The sequence below is a fragment of the Amycolatopsis sp. A133 genome, from assembly GCF_031082405.1.
Classification (GTDB): domain Bacteria; phylum Actinomycetota; class Actinomycetes; order Mycobacteriales; family Pseudonocardiaceae; genus Amycolatopsis.
The window spans coordinates 260,388-278,714 of sequence record NZ_JAVHJU010000004.1 but is presented as its reverse complement, the minus strand read 5'-3'; the positions used below and the strand labels follow the sequence as shown (position 1 = coordinate 278,714).

15 protein-coding genes are annotated in these 18,327 nt (G+C 71.9%); 10 read left to right on the top strand and 5 right to left on the bottom strand.

The features are described from left to right. Positions 1-2 precede the first annotated feature (2 nt). The 4 genes from Q5425_RS05475 (at position 3) to Q5425_RS05460 (ending at position 5,753) form a co-directional block, all read left to right on the top strand. Positions 3-2,879, top strand: coding sequence for a S8 family serine peptidase (locus Q5425_RS05475; protein WP_308671423.1), 2,877 nt, complete (start codon positions 3-5; stop codon positions 2,877-2,879). A gap of 73 nt (positions 2,880-2,952) precedes the next feature. After that, positions 2,953-3,600 carry an acVLRF1 family peptidyl-tRNA hydrolase gene (locus tag Q5425_RS05470; RefSeq protein WP_308670985.1) on the top strand — a complete coding sequence of 216 codons (648 nt, stop codon included), beginning with the start codon at positions 2,953-2,955 and terminating at the stop codon, positions 3,598-3,600. A 136-nt stretch (positions 3,601-3,736) separates the two neighbouring features. Next, positions 3,737-5,365, top strand: a complete 1,629-nt coding sequence (locus Q5425_RS05465; RefSeq protein ID WP_308670984.1) for an ABC-F family ATP-binding cassette domain-containing protein — start codon at positions 3,737-3,739, stop codon at positions 5,363-5,365. Between the two features lie 178 nt (positions 5,366-5,543). Then, positions 5,544-5,753 carry a helix-turn-helix domain-containing protein gene (locus Q5425_RS05460; protein WP_003071237.1) on the top strand — a complete coding sequence of 70 codons (210 nt, stop codon included), beginning with the start codon at positions 5,544-5,546 and terminating at the stop codon, positions 5,751-5,753. On the opposite strand, the gene Q5425_RS05455 is transcribed toward Q5425_RS05460, so the two are convergent. Both Q5425_RS05455 and Q5425_RS05450 read right to left on the bottom strand, forming a co-directional pair. Continuing rightward, a complete protein-coding gene (locus Q5425_RS05455) occupies positions 5,740-7,068 on the bottom strand; it encodes a glycosyltransferase 87 family protein (RefSeq protein ID WP_308671422.1) in 1,329 nt (442 codons plus the stop codon). The genes Q5425_RS05460 and Q5425_RS05455 overlap by 14 nt on opposite strands. 72 nt (positions 7,069-7,140) lie before the next feature. Continuing rightward, positions 7,141-7,995, bottom strand: coding sequence for an LLM class flavin-dependent oxidoreductase (locus Q5425_RS05450; protein ID WP_308670983.1), 855 nt, complete (start codon positions 7,993-7,995; stop codon positions 7,141-7,143). Between the two features lie 72 nt (positions 7,996-8,067). Here Q5425_RS05450 and Q5425_RS05445 point away from each other — a divergent pair, with 72 nt between their 5' ends. Together Q5425_RS05445 and Q5425_RS05440 are read left to right on the top strand one after the other, a co-directional pair. Beyond that, entirely contained in the window at positions 8,068-8,499 is a 432-nt protein-coding gene (locus Q5425_RS05445; RefSeq protein ID WP_308670982.1) for a MarR family transcriptional regulator, read from the top strand. A 99-nt stretch (positions 8,500-8,598) separates the two neighbouring features. After that, entirely contained in the window at positions 8,599-10,476 is a 1,878-nt protein-coding gene (locus Q5425_RS05440) for an ABC transporter ATP-binding protein (RefSeq protein WP_308670981.1), read from the top strand. 440 nt (positions 10,477-10,916) lie between these two features. Here Q5425_RS05440 and Q5425_RS05435 read toward each other — a convergent pair whose 3' ends face one another. Next, the gene (locus Q5425_RS05435; protein ID WP_308670980.1) at positions 10,917-11,645 is read right to left on the bottom strand and encodes an SIS domain-containing protein; all 729 of its coding nucleotides are present in this window, start codon (positions 11,643-11,645) and stop codon (positions 10,917-10,919) included. A 115-nt stretch (positions 11,646-11,760) separates the two neighbouring features. On the opposite strand from Q5425_RS05435, the gene Q5425_RS05430 reads away from it, so the two are divergent. From Q5425_RS05430 to Q5425_RS05415, 4 genes are all read left to right on the top strand, one after another. Continuing rightward, positions 11,761-12,453, top strand: coding sequence for an alpha/beta fold hydrolase (locus Q5425_RS05430; protein WP_308670979.1), 693 nt, complete (start codon positions 11,761-11,763; stop codon positions 12,451-12,453). A 92-nt stretch (positions 12,454-12,545) separates the two neighbouring features. Continuing rightward, positions 12,546-13,799 (top strand): cyclopropane-fatty-acyl-phospholipid synthase family protein, encoded by a 1,254-nt coding sequence (locus Q5425_RS05425; protein ID WP_308670978.1) that lies wholly within the window; start codon positions 12,546-12,548, stop codon positions 13,797-13,799. A 95-nt stretch (positions 13,800-13,894) separates the two neighbouring features. Beyond that, entirely contained in the window at positions 13,895-15,103 is a 1,209-nt protein-coding gene (locus Q5425_RS05420; protein WP_308670977.1) for an LCP family protein, read from the top strand. A gap of 39 nt (positions 15,104-15,142) precedes the next feature. Next, a complete protein-coding gene (locus tag Q5425_RS05415; protein ID WP_308670976.1) occupies positions 15,143-15,697 on the top strand; it encodes a GNAT family N-acetyltransferase in 555 nt (184 codons plus the stop codon). On the opposite strand, the gene Q5425_RS05410 is transcribed toward Q5425_RS05415, so the two are convergent. Together Q5425_RS05410 and Q5425_RS05405 are read right to left on the bottom strand one after the other, a co-directional pair. Next, entirely contained in the window at positions 15,663-16,124 is a 462-nt protein-coding gene (locus tag Q5425_RS05410; protein ID WP_308670975.1) for a peroxiredoxin, read from the bottom strand. The two genes, Q5425_RS05415 and Q5425_RS05410, sit on opposite strands and share 35 nt — an antisense overlap. 236 nt (positions 16,125-16,360) lie before the next feature. Then, entirely contained in the window at positions 16,361-18,178 is a 1,818-nt protein-coding gene (locus Q5425_RS05405; RefSeq protein ID WP_308671421.1) for a diguanylate cyclase domain-containing protein, read from the bottom strand. Between the last annotated feature and the right edge of the window lie 149 nt (positions 18,179-18,327).

Genomic DNA, 18,327 nt, shown 5'->3' with positions numbered 1-18,327 from the left:
CTGTGTTCACCGCCGGGGCCGCGGCTCTGCTCGCCGCGCTCGGCCTGGTGTCCCCGCCCGCAGCGGGGGCCGCCACCGCGTCCGCACCGGACGCGTTCAGCGAAACCGCGCAACAGCAGATCGCCGCCCTGCAGGCGGTCAAGGCGGGCCGCACCGCCGCCGAGTCCAAAGTGGACAGCAAGCTGCTCGTCGCCGCCAAGGGCGTGGGGAAGCAGCTGAACAGTTTGCAGGCTGGGGCCACCGTTTCCGCGACCGGGACCGTCCTGGTCGACATCCGCGCGAGCAAGGTCTCACCGGACCTCCTCGCCGGGCTCGCCAAGGCCGGTGCGGGCATCCGCGCGGTGTCCGACCGCTACGGCAGCGTCCGCGCCGAAGTGCCGCTGGCCAAGGTCGGCGAGATCGCCGCCCGCGGCGACGTCAAGCGGGTCGAGCAGGCCGACCAGGCGATGACCGCCCGGGAACTGGCCACGCCGGCGACGACGCCGGGCAAGACCGAAACCAAGCAGCAGAAGGCCGACCGCATCGCCGGGGAGCTGCAGAAGGCCGTCAGCGCGAAGTCCCAGCGCAGTGCGGCCGCCGCGGCCGCGCCGCTGGTCAGCGAAGGCGACCGCGCGCACAACGCCGACCTCGCCCGCCAGCAGTTCGGCGTCACCGGCGTCGGCGTCAAGGCGTGCGCGCTGTCCGACGGCGTCGACTCCCTGGCCGCTTCGCAGGCCAAGGGCGAGCTGCCGGACGTCGACGTCATCGCCGGCCAGGAGGGCGACGGCGACGAGGGCACCGCGATGCTCGAGATCCTCCACGACCTCGCGCCCCGCGCCGCGCTCGGCTTCGCGTCGGCGTTCAACTCGGACGCCAGCTTCGCGGACAACATCCGCAAGCTGCGCTTCGAGTCGCACTGCGACGTCATCGTCGACGACGTCATCTACTTCAAGGAATCGCCGTTCCAGGACTGGATCATCGCCCAGGCCGTGAACGACGTGACCGCCGACGGCGCGCTGTACTTCTCCTCGGCGGGCAACGAGGGCAACGTCGCCAGCGGCACCGCCGCGCACTGGGAAGGCGACTTCGTCGACTCGGGCAAGTCGGTCGGCAAGTTCGCCGGCACCGCGCACAACTTCGCCGGCGCGGCGGGCACCCAGATCTACGAGCCCATCTCGAACGCGTCCTCGGCCGGCGTCCCGGTGACGCTGCACTGGTCGGACCCGATCGGCGCGTCCGCCAACGACTACGACCTCTACCTGCTCAACTCCGCGGGCGGCGTGGTCAGCTTCAGCCAGAACGTCCAGGACGGCACGCAGGACCCGTACGAGATCCTGCAGACGCCGGCCTTCGGCGGCACCGGGCTGCGCCTGGCCGTCGTGAAGTTCTCCGGCCAGAACCGCTACCTGTCGCTTTCGGCGTTGCGCGGCCGGTTCTCCGACTCGGCCGACGGGCTCAAGGCCTACAACACCCCGGGCGTGACGGTCGGCCACTCGGCCGCGCGTGACGCCGTCAGCGTCGCGGCCGCCCCGGCGGCCAAGGCGTTCGGCCGGGCCCTGGAACCGGGCGACCCGGCCAACCCGGCGGGCCCGTACCCGGGCTCGTTCAGCGGCGCCACCAAGGCCGAGCGGTTCACCTCCGACGGCCCGCGGCGGGTGTTCTACGAGGCCGACGGCACGCCGATCACCCCGGGCAACGTGTCGTCGACCGGCGGCGAGGTCCGGAACAAGCCGGAGATCACCGCGGCCGACGGCGTCACCACGAGCGTGACCGGGTTCAACCCGTTCTTCGGCACCTCGGCCGCCGCGCCGCACGCGGCCGCGATCGCCGCGCTCGTGCTGTCCGGCAACCCCGGCCTGCCGCCCGCGGAGGTGCGGGAAGCGCTGATCAACACCGCGATCGACATCGAGACCCCGGGCCGCGACAACTTCACCGGGGCCGGCGTCATCCTCGCGGACAAGGTGCTGGCCTACACCGGCGCCAGCCCGCAGCCCCTCGCGGTGGCCAAGCAGCCGACGGTCACCCCGGCCGACGGCGGCTCGGCGCTCGACCCGGGCGACACCGCCAAGGTGACGCTGCCGGTGACCAACGACGGTGACGGCACCGCGGTGTCCACCAGCGTCGTGCTCACCAGCCCGACCCCGGGGGTCACGGTGGCGCCCCGGTCGAAGTCCTACGGCACCATCAGCCCGGGACAGACCGGCGTGAACGACTTCACCATCACCGTCCCGGCGAGCCAGCAGCTCGGCGCGCCGGTGGTGCTGAACGCCCGCGTCACCTTCGCCGGTTCGCACTCGCCGACGACGTCGACGTTCTCGCTCCCGGTCGGCACCCCGTCGCCGGTCGCGCAGGACTTCGCCTACACCGGCGCGCCGGTGGCGATCCCGGACAACAGCCCGGTCGGGGCGTCGGTGACCATCCCGGTCACCGGGGTCGGCCGCGCGTCCAAGGTGGCGTTCTCCGTGGACGGCACCACCTGCAGCACCGACGCCACGTCGACGACGGTGGGTCTGAACCACTCGTACGTCGGTGACCTGGTCGGCACGCTGACCGCGCCTTCGGGCGCCAAGGCGACGGTGTTCCAGCGCAACGGCGGCTCGGGCAAGAACCTGTGCAAGGTCGTCTTCGCCGACGACGCGGCGGCGGCGTTCAGCACGGTGACCTCGGCCAACGCGCCGTTCACCGGCACCTGGCGGCCGGCGCAGTCCCTGACCGGCGGCCTGACCGCCGCGGCAGCGGACGGCACCTGGACGTTCTCCGTGGTCGACGCCGCCGGCGGCGACGCGGGCTCGATCCGCGCGGTGGCCCTGCACATCAACGGGTTCGTCCAGCCCGCGGCGGCCGGCGCGCCGTCGAACGTGCGGGCCGTGACGCACAACGGCCCGGTGCACCCGCTGTAAGCAGCATCCGGTGCGGGGCCGTCGCGGTGATCGCGGCGGCCCCGTACCCTTTTCCTGTGAAGGCACGGTTCCCGTGAAGCCGCGGGAAGCCGCGGGCGGCGGCCGCACGGTCGAGGTGCCGCCCGAGCGGCTGGACGGCTTCTTCGCCCGCTTCGCCGAGCGGCACGACGGGATCGCCCGCACCGAGGCCACCTCGCGCGAGGTCCGCGTGACCGCGGCCGACGGCACGACCGCGACCGCCGCCGTTCCGTTCGGCTCCCTCGAAGAGCCGTCCGTCGAGGCCCTCGTCGCGCACGTCCTGCTCCCGCGCCGGATCGCGCTCGTGCTGGTGCGGCGCGGCGGGCACAGCGTCGGCATCGCCCGTGCCGGCCGGATCGAGGTCTCGCGCACCGACCGGCACCTCGTGCAGGGCCGCTCCGCCGCGGGCGGCTGGTCGCAGCAGCGCTTCGCCCGGCGTCGCGCGGGCCAAGCGCGCCACGCGCTCCAGGACGCGGCGAAGGACGTCTTCGAGGTGCTCGTGCCCCGGCTGTCCGAAGTGGATGCCGTGGTGCTCGGCGGTGACCGCCGGGCGCTCGACGAGCTGCGCGAGGACCGCCGGCTGGTCCCGCTGTTCGCCCGGGCGGAACCGCGCGTGCTGGACGTCGGCGAACCGAGCCGGGCCGTGCTCGAGGAAGCCGCCGTGCGCGCGCTGTCCGTGCAGGTCACGCTACGCGACGGGTGAGTCGGCACACGTCCGGAAAAACCGCTGGCCCCCAGCCCGTACACTGGTCTCCGTGGATATCCAGCTGGAGTGACGCCGCGGCCGACCGGCTGTTCGACGCTGTCCTCCGTTCACCCCCTTTCCACGGGAGTTTCCCTTGATCACGGCCACCGGCCTTGAGCTGCGCGCGGGTTCGCGCATCCTGCTCAACGGCGTCAGCATCCGCATCCAGTCCGGCGACCGCATCGGTCTCGTCGGCCGCAACGGCGCGGGCAAGACCACCTCGCTGAAGGTCCTCGCCGGCGAAGGCGAGCCGCACGCGGGCGACGTGCGCCGCACCGGTGAGCTCGGTTACCTGCCGCAGGACCCGCGCGAAGGCGATCTGTCCGTCACGGCGAAGGACCGCGTGCTCTCCGCCCGTGGTCTGGACAAGCTGATGCGCGACATGGAGAAGGCGCAGGCCTCGATGGCCGAGCTCGTCGACGACGCCGCGCGCGACAAGGCCATCAACCGCTACGCCCGGCTCGAGGAGCGCTTCGCCTCCCTCGGCGGGTACGCCGCGGAGAGCGAAGCCGCGCGGATCTGCTCCAACCTGGGCCTCGCCGACCGGGTCCTCGCGCAGACGCTGGGAACGCTTTCCGGCGGCCAGCGCCGGCGCGTCGAGCTGGCGCGGATCCTGTTCGCCGCGGCCGAAGCCGGTGCCGGCGGCAAGTCCGAAACGATCCTGCTGCTCGACGAGCCGACCAACCACCTCGACGCCGACTCCATCAACTGGCTGCGCGGGTTCCTCAAGCAGCACGACGGCGGCCTGGTCGTGATCAGCCACGACGTCGAGCTGCTGGCCGACGTGGTCAACAAGGTGTGGTTCCTCGACGCCACCCGCGCGGAGCTCGACCTGTACAACATGGGCTGGCAGCGCTATCTCGACGCGCGCGCCACCGACGAGAAGCGGCGCCGCCGGGAGCGCGCCAACGCCGAGAAGAAGGCGTCGGCGCTGCAGCAGCAGGCCGCGAAGCTCGGTGCGAAGGCGACGAAGGCCGTGGCGGCCAAGAACATGGCGCGCCGCGCCGAGCAGATGCTGTCCGCCCTCGAGGACACCCGGCACGCCGACAAGGTCGCCCGGATCAAGTTCCCCGAGCCCGCGCCGTGCGGCCGCACCCCGCTCACCGCCGAGGGCCTCTCGAAGTCGTACGGCTCCCTGGAAATCTTCACCGGCGTCGATCTCGCGATCGACCGCGGTTCGAAGGTTGTCGTACTCGGCCTGAACGGCGCGGGAAAGACGACTTTGCTCCGGCTGCTCGGCGGAATGGAAACCCCGGACACCGGATCCGTCGTTCCGGGTCACGGATTGCGTTTGGGGTATTACGCACAGGAACACGAAACTCTTGATCATGAAGCGTCGGTGTGGGAAAACATCCGACATCTCGCTCCGGACACCGGGGCGCAGGAGTTGCGGAACCTGCTCGGCTCGTTCCTCTTCACCGGCGAACAACTCGACCAGCCGGCGGGCACGCTTTCCGGTGGCGAGAAGACCCGGCTCGCGCTGGCGGGCCTGGTCTCCAGTGCTGCCAACGTGTTGCTGCTCGACGAGCCGACCAACAACCTCGACCCGGCCAGCCGGGCCCAGGTCCTGGACGCCTTGCGCAGCTTCGCCGGTGCCGTCGTCCTGGTGACGCACGACCCCGGCGCGGTCGAGGCGCTGGAGCCCGAGCGGGTCATCCTGCTGCCCGACGGGACCGAGGATCACTGGTCGGCGGACTACCTCGAACTTGTCCAGCTCGCCTGAGCCGTGCGTCCATTCGGGTGCAAGATCACTCGCCGTAGAGCACTGGAATGGCCCAATGTGATCGCAATTTCGGCTGTTTCGCGTCTGTCGTCTGGCATTCCGGCGCTCAGTGTTCGATCATTGCCCCGGCAGGGGCCGATATGTGGCCCAGAACACTCTCGGCGGGAAGGCGATCGACGTGGCTGATCTCAAGAAAGGCGCGCGGATCACCGGCAACACGCGCGACAAGCTGGCCGCTGACCTGAAGAAGAAATACGAGAAGGGCTCGAGCATCCGGGCACTGGCGGAGTCGACGGGGCGGTCCTACGGGTTCGTCCACCGGGTGCTGTCGGAGTCCGGCGTCCAGCTGCGGGGGCGTGGCGGGGCCACCAGGGTCAAGAAGAAGTAGTCGCGGACTGCTGCGCGGGGGGCGCAGCGGGATCTTCGGCCACGCGGAAGGCCAGGTGGGCCCCGAGCAGGACCAGCGGGTACACCAGGTAGCCGTACCGGGTGGCCGGGGTGAGCAGGATCAACGCGCCGAGTCCGACGGCGATGCGCAGCAGTGCGCCGGAGCCGTTCGCGGGGGGCCGGCGCACCAGCCAGGCGACCATCGCCACGGCCGCGGCGCCGACGAGCGCGAACGCCGCCACCTGTCCGAACGGGCCGGTTCCGGCGATCAGGTGGCCCGGCAGCGGGCTGGCCGCGGGCGACCGCACAACGCCCATCCCGAGCGGGAACCGGAAGACGTGCTCGACGAACGCCGCCGGGTCCACCAGGTACACCGGCAGGTGCAGGGCGGCCGTCGTCGCCACCAGAGCCGCCGCGAACCGGGCCAGTGCCGCCCAGCCGGGACCTTTTTTGTGGGGAACCGGGCCGCGGCGCACCAGCACGAGCACCGCCAGCACGGCGGCCGCCGGCGCGACGATGAGCTTCGCGCTGACGACCAGCGCGAGTACCAGGCCCGACCAGGCGACCCGCCCGGTGGCCGCGAGCGCGCAGCTGAGCACCAGCAGGCCGACGATCGCCAGGTCGGGGCCGGCCACGGCCCAGGTGAGCGCGGTGAGCGGGCAGGCCAGCGCGAGCTGCGCGGCACCGACCGGCACCCGGGGCCACTTCAGCAGCTTCAGCGTGCCCAGCACGCACGCGCAGGCGGCCAGCGCGAAGATCCAGCGGGCGTCGGTCAGCGCGTCGGTCAGCGGGGTGCCGCCGAACAGCGCCCGCGGCAGGCCGAAGACCGCCATCACCGGGCCGTAGGGCGTGTAATCGTTTACCACGGGCGGCCGGCCGAGCGCGGTGACGTCGACGTACGGGGTTCCGTGGTGCAGCAGCAGATCCGCGGACCGTTCGATCACCCAGACCTCGGGCTGCGCGGCCCACGAGACCGGCGTGATCAGCCAGTCCACTCCGGTCAGGCGGCGAATCACGAGAAGCGCCAACGGGAAGATCATCGCCAACAAGGCGACCGCGGCGATGCCGCACCAGCGTGAACCCGCTAGGCCGCGCGGCGTACGTCCCTTGCGGGCGGCCAGCAGCAGGTACCCGCTGTGCGCCGCGGCGAAGCCGTACGCCGCCGTCGCGAAGTTGCCCCAGACGCGGTAGCCGTAGAACTCCGACACCAGCGCCGTCGGCAGCGCGAAAGCCAGGCAGGCCAGGTAAAATCCCAGGTCCCAGCGCAGCGGGCCGGCCTCCCCGGGGTGCGCCGGAGCCGTGAAGAGACGGGCCATGCGCCGCCGTGCGGGCGCCTGGCCCACCTCCGTTTCCACGTCGTCAGGCTACCGAGGGGCCGGCCGCCCGGTTCAGCCGACATCTCGCAGCCGGGGCAGCAGCTTCGCGGCCGCTTCGGAAGCCGCGACGACGCCGCCGGGCCCCGCCGGCATCAAGACCAGCTCGGTGAAGCCGGCGTCGACGTAGCTGCGCGCGAGGCGCACCGCACTGTCCGCATCGGACGGCAGCCGGAACTGCACGGCCCGGCGGACCGCCGCCGGGTCGCGCCCGGCTGCGGCGCAGTGCGCGTCCAGGACCCGCGAAAGCCGCTGCAGCTCGGCGATTTCCGTTCCGGGCAGGGCCGCGTTGAGCCAGACGTCGGCGTGTTCGGCGACGACCCGCAAACCGCGCTTTTCGCCGCTGCTGCCCAGCCACAGCGGCGGTTTCGGCCGCTGCACCGGCTTCGGGTCGCTGATCGCGCCGGTCAGCGTGTAGTGGCGGCCGCGGTAGCCGGTTTCCGGCCGGGTCCACAGCAGACCGAGGATTTCGCAGGTCTCGGCCAGCCGTTCGACGCGTTCGACCGCCGACGTCGTCGGGGTGCCCATCATCGTGTCGGTCAGGGTGTCGCCGCCCGCGCCGAGGCCGACGTCGAGCCGGCCGCCGGAGAGGTGGTCGACGGTCGCGGCGATCTTGGCGAACGTGCCCGGGTGCCGGTTGGTGTTGCCGGAGACCAGGCAGCCGATCCGCACCCGGTGCGTCGCTTCGGCCATCGCGGCCAGCAGGCTCCAGCCGTCGAAGACGTCGCCGGTGCGATCCGGGCCCATCGGGGCGAGGTGGTCGAACGTCCAGCACCCGTCGAAGCCGGCGTCGTCGGCGATCGCCCAGATCTCGCGGAGGGCGGCGATGCCGATGTGCTGCTGGGGCGGCTTGAGCCCGATGGTGGTCATGAGGAGCTCCTGATTGTCAGTCGTAAAAATTATCAGCGATACTGACGATCAGCGTAGGTGTAGAGTCTGCTCATGTCCAGCGCGCCCCCTGCCGTCACCCAGCGGCTCGGCTACCTCCTCAAGCACGCCCAGCTGCGGCTCGCCGAACTGGCGGAGCCGCTGTACGCCCCGCTCGGCGTCACCGGGCGGCAGCTCGCGCTGCTCACGCTCTTCGGTGACGGGCCGGCGCAGTCGCAGCAGGACGGTGCGGCACGGCTCGGGGTCGACCGGACGACGATGGTCGCCCTCGTCGACGAACTGGAGGCCAAGGGGCTGGTCCGGCGCGAGGTCGCGCCGGGCGACCGCCGCAAGCGCCTCGTGACGCTGACTCCGGAGGGGGAGCGCGTCCGGGCGGAAGGGGCGGAAGTCACCCGGAAAGCCGAGGCGCTGCTGCTGGAGCCGCTTTCCGCCGAGGACGCCGGGCGGCTGCGCTCGGCGTTGCACCAGGTTGTTCGCGCGGGGTGAACGGCATCGGGAAGCAAACGGGCAACCAGGGCGTTGTCCAGGTCATATCCGGCGAAAACCTCAGTTAATGTAGAGGTTTCCAGACACTGGGGGTTTCCCGTGGACAACATGTGGGGGCTGTGGAGCTCCGCGATGCGCGCCGGCGATACGCCGAAGGCGCTCACCCGCGGCACGCTGAAACGCATCGCGCGCTTCGCCCGGCCGCACTGGCGGCGGTTGCTGGCGTTCCTCGTGCTGACGGTCGTCTCGGCCGTGCTCGCCGTGTCGACGCCCGTGCTGGCGGGCAAGGTGGTCGACGCGATCGTCGGCGGGCGCGAGGTGTCGCTGGTCGTCTGGCTCGCCGTCGTGATCGCCGCGCTGGCCGTCGTCGACGCCGGGTTCGGCCTGATCGAGCGGTGGCAGTCCGCGCGCATCGGCGAGGGCATCATCTTCGACCTGCGGCGTGCGGTGTTCGAGCACGTGCAGCGGATGCCGATCGCTTTCTTCACCCGCACCCGCACCGGTGCGCTCGTCTCGCGGCTCAACAACGACGTCATCGGCGCGCAGCGGACGTTCACCGCGACGCTGTCCGGGCTGGTCACCAACGTCATCCAGCTGGCCCTGTCGCTGGCCGTCATGCTCACCCTGTCGTGGCAGGTCACGCTGCTCGCGCTGGTGCTGCTGCCGATCTTCGTCATCCCCGCGCGCCGGCTCGGCCGCCGGATGGCCGGCCTGCAGCGGGAGGCCGCGGACCTCAACGCCGGGATGACCACGCAGATGACCGAGCGCTTCTCGGCGCCGGGCGCGACGCTGGTGAAGCTCTTCGGCCGTCCCGTGCAGGAGGCGGACGACTTCGGGCTGCGGGCCGGGCGCGTGCGCGACATCGGCGTGCGGACCGCGATGCTGACCCGCTGGTTCATGACGAGCCTGACCCTGGTTTCGGCGCTGGCGCAGGCGCTCGTGTACGGCCTCGGCGGTTACCTCGCGCTGACCGGCAAGCTCGCGCCGGGCACCGTCGTCGCGCTGGCGCTGCTGCTGACCCGGCTCTACGCGCCGCTGACCGCGCTGGCCAACGTCCGCGTCGACGTGATGACCGCGCTCGTGTCGTTCGAGCGGGTCTTCGAGGTCCTGGACCTCAAGCCGATGATCGAGGAAAAGCCCTCCGCGCGTGCTGTGCCTGCTTCGTCCTCCGGCGGGGTCTCGGTCGAGTTCACGGGAGTCCGCTTCGGTTACCCGGCGGCGGACCGGTACTCGCTGGCGTCGCTGGAAGACGTCGTCACGCTCGACCACCGCGGCGGGGAAGAGGTGCTGCACGGCATCTCGTTCCGCGCCGAGCCGGGGCAGATGGTCGCGCTGGTCGGGTCGTCGGGCGCGGGGAAGTCGACGATCGCGTCGCTGCTGCCGCGGCTGTACGACGTCGACTCCGGTGCGGTGCGGCTGTCCGATGTGGACGTCCGGGACCTGACTTTCGCTTCGCTGCGGGAAACCGTCGGCGTCGTCACGCAGGACGGGCACCTGTTCCACGACACGATCCGCGCCAACCTCGCGTACGCGCGCCCGGACGTCACCGACGACGAGATCTGGGAGGCGCTGGACCGGGCGCGGCTGGGCGAGCTGGTCGGGTCGCTGCCCGACGGCCTCGACACGACGGTGGGGGAGCGCGGCTACCGCCTCTCCGGCGGCGAGCGCCAGCGGCTGACCATCGCCCGGCTGCTCCTGGCCCAGCCCAAGGTCGTCGTCCTCGACGAGGCGACCGCCCACCTGGACTCGGAGTCCGAGGCCGCCGTCGGCGAGGCCCTGACCCACGCACTGGCCGGCCGCACGGCCCTGGTGATCGCCCACCGCCTCTCGACGGTCCGCGCGGCCGACCAGATCCTGGTCCTGGAACACGGCGAGATCGTCGAGCGCGGAACCCACGACGAACTCCTGGCCGCCAACGGCCGCTACGCCACCCTCCACGCAACCCAGTTCGCCGACGAGGAACCCGCCATCGCGTGATCAGCGGGGCATCACCCGTGACTGGGGAGGCATCTCGCGTGATTGGAGGGGCATCTCGCGTGATTGGGCGGGCATCATCGTGATGCCCCGCTGATCACGCGAGTGTCCCCTCCAATCACGGGTGTGTCCCCTCCAGTCACGGGTGTGTCCCCTCTGATCACGCGTGATGCCCCTCGACCCGCCCCACAGGTCGGCCACGACTTCGCCGTGGCGGATGGCGGTGAAGGCCGCGCCCAGCTCGCCGCGGGAGCGGAAGTTCTCCTCGAAGGCTTCGCGCACCGGTTCGAAGCCGGGAGCGCACTCGCCGTGCACCGTCGCCGTGGCACCGTCCATCGGACCTCCTCCGGGAACGACCGATCCACACCGACCAGTCGGTATGTCGACGCCAGGACGGCCGGGCGCGTCCGTCAAGACGCGCCCGGCCGGTGCTTTCCGACGAACTACCGCAGGCGGGGGACGATTTCCCCGTACTTGGCCAGCAGCGCGGCGTTCGCCTCGTCGCCACCCTCCACATTGGAACTGCGCCACAGCGGGACCTCGAGGCCCTCGGCCGTGCCGCGGTCGTACACCTGGGCCAGCACGAGGTTCCACAGGAACGCGTTGACCACAGTGGACAGAGGTGCGGTGCGCGGGGCGTCCGGCGGGTAGCTCGCGTCGCCGGGGATGACCAGCGAGTCCAGCACCACCGTGCCCTGCTCGACCAGCGTGCTCGACGACCGCCGCGGCGCCGCCGCCACGCAGGCCCGCGACGTCACCGCGATCACCGCCGCGCCCCGCTTGCGCGCCTCGATGCACAGCTCGACCGGGTAGGGGTTCGACCCGGACGTCGAAAACACCACCAGCACGTCGTCCGGCCCCGGCGCGCGCTCGGCCAGCACCTCCGCCGCGAGGCCCGTGCGCCGCTCGGTCTGCGTGCTGGAGACCGCGCCGTGCAGCGGGAGCAGGTCCGGGTGGTAGAGCGGGTAGACGCACGCCAGCCCGCCGGCCCGGTAGAACGTCTCGGCGACCGCGGCCAGCGAGTGCCCGGCGCCGGCGGTATAGACCAGTGCGTCGGCCCGGATCACCCCCAGCACCAGGTCCGCCGCGGCGCGCACCGCTTCGGCGTTGGCCTGCTCGACGTCCGCCAGCTGCTTGGCGACGCTGCCTGCGATGTCCGTGGCGCTCACCACACCCACCCTTCCGTCGGGGATCGGGCGCCGAATCTACCGCGAAGATGGGAATACGCGGTGGAATAGCCGGACGGGCGGCCGGGGTTGTCCCGGAATGCGGGCGAGGAGGACACGGGTGAGCGAGGCGGAACCGGCGGTGTCCGTGCGGCGGGCGCGCGGGCGGACCCGGGCGGTCGTGCTGGTGCTGCACGGCGGTGCCGAGCACGGCACAGGCCGGGTGCAACCCTGGAAACCGGCCTACTTGAGGATGGTCCCGATCGCGCGCGCCCTGCACCGGGCCGGCCGCAAGGACGGCGTCGAGGTGCGGCTGCTGCGCAACCGCCGCTACGGCTGGAACGCCCCCGCCGAAGACCCGGTCGACGACGCCCGCTGGGCCCTCGACCGCATCCAGGCCGACCACCCCGGCCTGCCGGTCGTGCTCGTCGGTCACTCGATGGGGGCACGGGTGGCCCTGCGCGTGGCCGACGACCCGGCCGTGCGCGGGGTCTGCGCACTGGCGCCGTGGACACCGCGGGGCGAGCCGGTCGAGGCCGTCGCCGGGCGGTCGGTGCTCATCGTGCACGGCACCCGCGACCGGATGACGAGCCCGGCGGAGTCGCACGCCTTCGCCGAACGGGCCGGCGCGGTCGCCGCCCGCGTCGCCCGGTTCGAGATGGCCAACGAGGGTCACGCGATGCTGCGCCGGGCCGGGGTGTGGACCCGGCTGACGGTGGCCTTCACGCTGGATCTGCTCGCCGGGGAGGACGGCGGGGCCCTCCGCGGCGCGTGGGCCGCAAAGGGGCCCGAACGGCTGCGGATACCGGTGTGAAAGCGCCCCGGACGGGGCATTCGGCGCGCCGCGCCAGGTGCGGGCGACCAGGATCGATCACCGGCGCACCCGGCCGGCCGGAGGGAGTACCCGTGACCACTTCGAGCGCTGACCGGGCGTCGGCCCGGGACGTCCCGGACGGGACCCGGTGGCCGGGCCTGGCCACCCCGCCGCATTCCGCGCTGCGCGCGCGGATCGCCGCCGCGCTGTTCCGCCACGCGGCCCGCCCCCTCGCCGTGCGTGTGCTCTTCCCCGACGGCACCGTGCTCGGCGCCGGCGGCCCGGAGTCGCCGGAAATGCGGATCCTGCGCCCCCGGGCGTTCTTCCACCGCCTCGGCGTCGACGCCAAGATCGGCTTCGGCGAGTCCTACATGGCCGGTGACTGGACCGCCTCCGACCTGGCCGACGTGCTCACGCCGTTCGCCGAGCGGATGGGCACGCTCGTCCCGCCGGTGCTGCAGAAGTTCCGCCGGCTCGCCGAGCGGACGCAGCCGCCGACCGAAGAGAACACCCTCGAGGGCGCGCGGGCCAACATCCACCGTCACTACGACCTGTCCAACGACCTGTTCGGCGCCTTCCTCGACGAGTCGATGACGTACTCCTCGGCGCTGTTCGCGCCGGGCGACGACCTCACCGCCGCGCAGCACCGCAAGATCGACAGCGTGCTCGACTACGCCGGGGTCCGCGACGGCAGCGAGGTCCTCGAAATCGGCACCGGATGGGGTGAACTCGCCATCCGCGCCGCGGCCCGCGGCGCGCACGTGACGTCGTTGACCATTTCGGAGCAGCAGCGCGCGCTGGCCACCGAACGCATCGCCGCGGCCGGGTTCGCCGACCGCGTCGAAGTCAAGCTGTGCGACTACCGCGAGTCGAGCGGCCGCTACGACGCCGTGGTGAGCGTCGAGATGATCGAGGCCGTCGGTGCGTCCTACTGGCCGGCGTTCTACGCCACGATCGGGGAGCGGCTGCGCCCGGGCGGGCGGTTCGGCCTGCAGGCCATCACCATGGACCACGACCGGATGCTGGCGGCCTCGCGCGCCTACGGCTGGGTGCACAAGTACATCTTCCCGGGCGGCCTGATCCCCTCGGTGCGGTCGATCGAGGAGGGCGTCAAGGCGAACACCCGGCTCAAACCGGCCGGGATGCGCGAGTTCGGCCAGGACTACGCGCGCACGCTACGGTGGTGGCGCGAACGGTTCCTGCACCGCTGGGCCGACATCGCCGGGTTCGGGTTCGACGACGTCTTCCGCCGGATGTGGGAGTTCTACCTGGCCTACTCCGAGGCCGGGTTCCGGTCCGGGTACCTCGAGGTCCACCAGTTCGGCTTCGAGGCGACCGGCCGGTAACCGCCCGCGGCAACCCGACCCCGGTGCCGAACGTCCCTCTTCCGAGGACGTGCGGTGTACTGACGGCGACAATTTGTCCGGATCGGGATTGGGTGATGGAGATGACGTACCGTGGCGACGACGGCGGGCGCCGCATGCCGCCCCGGCCTCCCGCGCGCCCCCGTGACCACCAGCGCGCGCAGATGATGCCGCTGCCCGGGCGGGGCCGCAGCCCGTACGACGAGCGCACCCGCCCGATGGGCACCCGCGACCAGGAGCCGCAGTACGCGCCGCCCCCGCCGCCGCGGCAGGGTCCGCGCGGGCGTCCGGCCGACGACGGCTACCCGCCGTCCCGGCCGCCGCGCCGCCGCCGGTGGAGCTTCGGCCGGATCCTGCTCACGCTGGTGCTGGTGTTCGTCGTGTTCCTCGCCGGCATCTGGGTCTACCTCGAGTTCTCCATCAAGCGCGTCGACGCGCTCGCCGACTACTCCGGCCGCCCGGTCGCGGAGTCCGGCACCAACTGGCTGATCGTCGGCTCGGACAGCCGCGAGGGCCTGACCGCGGAGGACGAGGAGCGGCTCGCGACGGGCGACGTCGCCGCGGCGGGCGGCGGGCAGCGCACCGACACGATCATGGTCGCGCACATCCCGGAAAACAGCACCAAGCCGACGCTGCTGTCGCTCCCGCGCGACTCGCAGGTGTCGATCCCCGGGCACGGCAAGAACAAGATCAACGCGGCGTTCTCCCTCGGCGGCCCGAAGCTGCTCGCGCAGACCGTCGAAGGCGCGACCGGCCTGCACATCGACCACTACGCGGAGATCGGCTTCGGCGGGTTCGCCAAGATCGTCGACGCGATCGGCGGGGTCGACATGTGCATCGACAAGGACATGAACGACACGATGACGGGCATCAGCATCAAGGCGGGCTGCCAGTCGCTGGACGGCCGCTCGGCGCTGGGCTTCGTCCGGATGCGCCACAGCGCGGCGACCCCGCGCTCGGACCTCGACCGCGTCGCCAACCAGCGCAAGTTCATCGGCGCGCTGGTGAGCCAGATCGCCAGCCCCGGCACGCTGCTGAACCCGTTCGACTTCTTCCCGCTGCTGTCCTCGGCGCCGGACGCGCTGACCATGGACTCGGGCGACCACGTGCACAACCTCGCCGGCCTGGCGATCGCGATGCGCGGGATCTCCTCGGGTGGCGTGGTGACGACGACGGTGCCGGTGACCAGCGGGTCGGCGGAGAACTGGGACAAGGCCAAGTCGAAGCAGCTGTTCGACGCGCTGAAGAACGACACCGAGATCCCGGACAGCATCATCGTCAATTGATTTCGCGCCGGAAGTCCCGGCCGGGGCACCATGAGGTGCATGGAAGCCCCGGCCGAGACCTACCGCGACGGTGACCTGACCCTGACCCGCTGGCACCCCGGCGACCGGACGGTGCTGACGGCGGTCGTCAGCGGGTCCCTCGAGCACCTGGGCGCGTGGATGATCTGGGCCACCGGCGGGTACACCGACGACGACTCGTCGGAGTTCCTCCGGCTGACCGGGCAGCGCTGGGACAGCGGCGAAGCGTACGAATACGCGCTCATGCTCGGCGCCGAACTGGCCGGCAGCGTCGGCTTGATGAGGCGCGACGGCGGCGTCGAAATCGGTTATTGGCTGGCTCGCGGTTTTGTCGGCCGCGGCTTGATGACCCGGGCCGTCACGCTGCTGACCGAGGAGGCGTTCCGCCTCGGCGCCGGGTACGTCGAGATCAAGCACGACGAGCTCAACGTCCGAAGTGGAGCGGTGCCCGCGCGCCTCGGCTTCACCAAGGTGCGGTCGGAACCGGCGGAGAAGCCGCTGGCACCGTCGTGCACGGGCACCAACCACGTGTGGCGGCTCGCTAGGAGACCGGGTTCCGCTCCCGCAGCACCTTGAGCGCCTGGTCGGCGTGGACGGTGAAGTTCAGCTCGCTCTTGATCTTCGCGAGGACCATCCGGTCTTCGCCGATGACGAAGGTGGCGCGCTTGGTGTGCAGCGGCACGAGCTTCCGCCAGACGCCGAACTGCTTGGCGACCTCACCCTCCACATCGGACAGGAGGGGGTAGTCGAAGCTGTTGGCTTCGGCGAAGGCCCGCTGTTTGGTGATGGCGTCCGGGCTGATCCCGACGCGGTGCGCCCCGAGGTCCGCGAACTCGGCGGCGAGGTCGCGGAAGTGGCAGCTCTCCGCGGTGCAGCCGCCGGTCATCGCGGCCGGGTAGAAGAACAGCACGACGGGACCGGTGGCGAGGAAGTCCGAGAGCGTGCGCTCCCGGCCCCGGTCGTCGGGCAGGGTGAAGTCGGGGGCGAGGTCTCCGGCGTCCATGGACGTCCCTTCTCGTCGGCGGCAGAACCCATCCTGCCGGGTGTTCGGAGCCGACGGGACACCGGCTTGGTCGGACGCGCGGTTGCCAAGCGCCCCAATGTGGCGTTCGGTGCTCCATCCATGCCCCCGCCACCGCCCTCAACGGAGGCGCTCCGCGCCGCAGTGCCGATTCAACGCACCGAACGCCACATTGGGTGCGTTGGACGCAACCAACGCCACATTGGGGCGGTTGGGCGCTACTTCGGCGGGTGGCGGGCGATCATCTCGTCGACCTCGTCGCCCGTCGCCGAATCCGCCACGAACGGGCCGCGGGCCGCGATCACCCCGAGCTGGCGCAGCCGGGCCGCCTGCTCGTACGTGCGCACTCCCTCGGCTCCCACCCGCAGGTGCAGCTCGCGGGCGCGGGTGATCAGCTGCGTCAGGTGCCGCAGGTCGGGCTCCGCGGGCTCGTCGGTGTCCAGTGCGTCGACCACCGGGCCCGACAGGATCACGTGCCGGACCGGCAGCTGGTGCTGGGGGATCAGCTCCAGGTCCGCCGACCCCGAGATCGTCAGCACCAGCTGCGCGCCCAGGTCGGCCAGCACCGACAGCGAGTCCAGGACCTCGCCGCGCGGGTCGAGCATCGATTCGCGGTCCGTGCACAGCCGCAGGGCCCGGGCCGGGAGCTCGTGCTTGTCCAGCTGCTCCTTCACCAGCAGCACCAGGTCCGGGTCGATCGCCAGCCGGGCCGGCAGCCGGACGCAGACGTCCGGGGCCGCGTCGCCCAGGTGTGTCCGCCAGCGGGCCGTGGCGGCCAGGGATTCGGCGAGCAGCCAGCGGCCGAGCGGCACCGTCATGCCCGTGGTCTGGGCCAGCGGGTAGAACTCGTCGGAGCCGAGTTCGCCCTTCTCCGGGTGGTTCCAGCGCAGCCCGGCGTTGACGGCGGCGAGCTCGTCCGGCCGGGCGAGCTTCACCGTGGGCTGGTAGACGAGCGAGAATTCGCCGTTCTCCAGCGCGCCGGCGATCACCGCGCCCAGCTGGTAGCGGCCGCGGTCGCGGGCGTCGAGCTCCGGGTCGAACAGCATCCACTGCGCCTTGCCGGCCTCCTTGGCCCGGTGCAGCGCGATCTCCGCCGCCCGCAGCAGTTCCGCGGCGCCGCCCTCGACGGCCGCGCGCACGACGATGCCCGCGCTCGCGCTGACGCCGATGCCGTGCCCGCCGAGGTAGATCGGCTCGTTGAGGTCCTCCAGCGCGCGCTCGACCAGCCTGACGACCTCGGTCGCCGTGAGCTCGCCCCGCAGCAGCACCGCGAAGCCGTCACCGGACAGTCGCGCGACGAACCCGTCGTGGTGGCCGGTGAACACCGCCGACAGCTTGTTCGCGACCCCGCGCAGCACCTGGTCGCCGACCCCGGCGCCGAGGCCGTCGTTGATCACCTTGAAGCCGTCGACGTCGAGGTAGATCAGCGCGATCTCGTCGCGCGCGCCGGCGCCGAGCGCGGCTTCGAGCTTGGTGGTGAACGACGACGCGTTGGGCAGGCCGGTCAACGGGTCGTGCACGTTCTGGTGCAGCAGCTGCTCCTGCAGCAAGTGCAGCTCGTTCGCGTCGGACACCATCAACACCGGGTAGATCGAGCCGGGCCGGTCGCCGGGCAGCCGGGCGAGGGTGACGTCGGTCCAGAGCCTGCCGTCCTCGGTGTGGTCGAGCAGCATCCGCTCCTGGTAGCGGTCCCGTCCCGAGCGCACCTGCTCCAGGCCCGCCTCGAGCCGGGAGACGTCGTGGTCGGTGGAGCCGAGGTCGGTGAGGTGCCTGCCCCGCAACCGATCCGGCGAGCAGCCGAGCAGCTGGCCGAGCGCGAGGTTCGCCTCCACGATGGCGCCGTCGGGGTCGGCCAGCGCGATCCCCATCGGCGACGCGGCGTAGAGCGCGGTGAACCGCAGCAGGGCGCCGTCGTGCTGGGAGCCGGCTTGGTCGACGGCGTCGTGCGCAACCTCCAGCAGGAGCGCTTCGAGCTCTTCCGGGGGAAGCGTTACTCCTTTGGTGTCGGCCAACGTCGCCGCCCACCGGCGCGCCACGTCCAAGAGCCCTGACGCGGCACCGGGTTCAGGCACACTCCACCTCTTCACGCACAGGTATGGCCAGGTCGGACACGGTGTCGGGGATCATGAAGCCACACCAGGCAGCCTTCGCCCACGATCGATGTCACGCCATCATGTACGTCACG

Bases quoted from the DNA above. Each gene is read 5' to 3' on its own strand.
- Q5425_RS05455 (WP_308671422.1), bottom strand. From the start codon at position 7,068: ATGGCCCGTCTCTTCACGGCTCCGGCGCACCCCGGGGAGGCCGGCCCG.
- Q5425_RS05450 (WP_308670983.1), bottom strand. From the start codon at position 7,995: ATGACCACCATCGGGCTCAAGCCGCCCCAGCAGCACATCGGCATCGCC.
- Q5425_RS05445 (WP_308670982.1), top strand. From the start codon at position 8,068: ATGTCCAGCGCGCCCCCTGCCGTCACCCAGCGGCTCGGCTACCTCCTC.
- Q5425_RS05420 (WP_308670977.1), top strand. From the start codon at position 13,895: ATGGAGATGACGTACCGTGGCGACGACGGCGGGCGCCGCATGCCGCCC.
- Q5425_RS05415 (WP_308670976.1), top strand. From the start codon at position 15,143: ATGGAAGCCCCGGCCGAGACCTACCGCGACGGTGACCTGACCCTGACC.
- Q5425_RS05410 (WP_308670975.1), bottom strand. From the start codon at position 16,124: ATGGACGCCGGAGACCTCGCCCCCGACTTCACCCTGCCCGACGACCGG.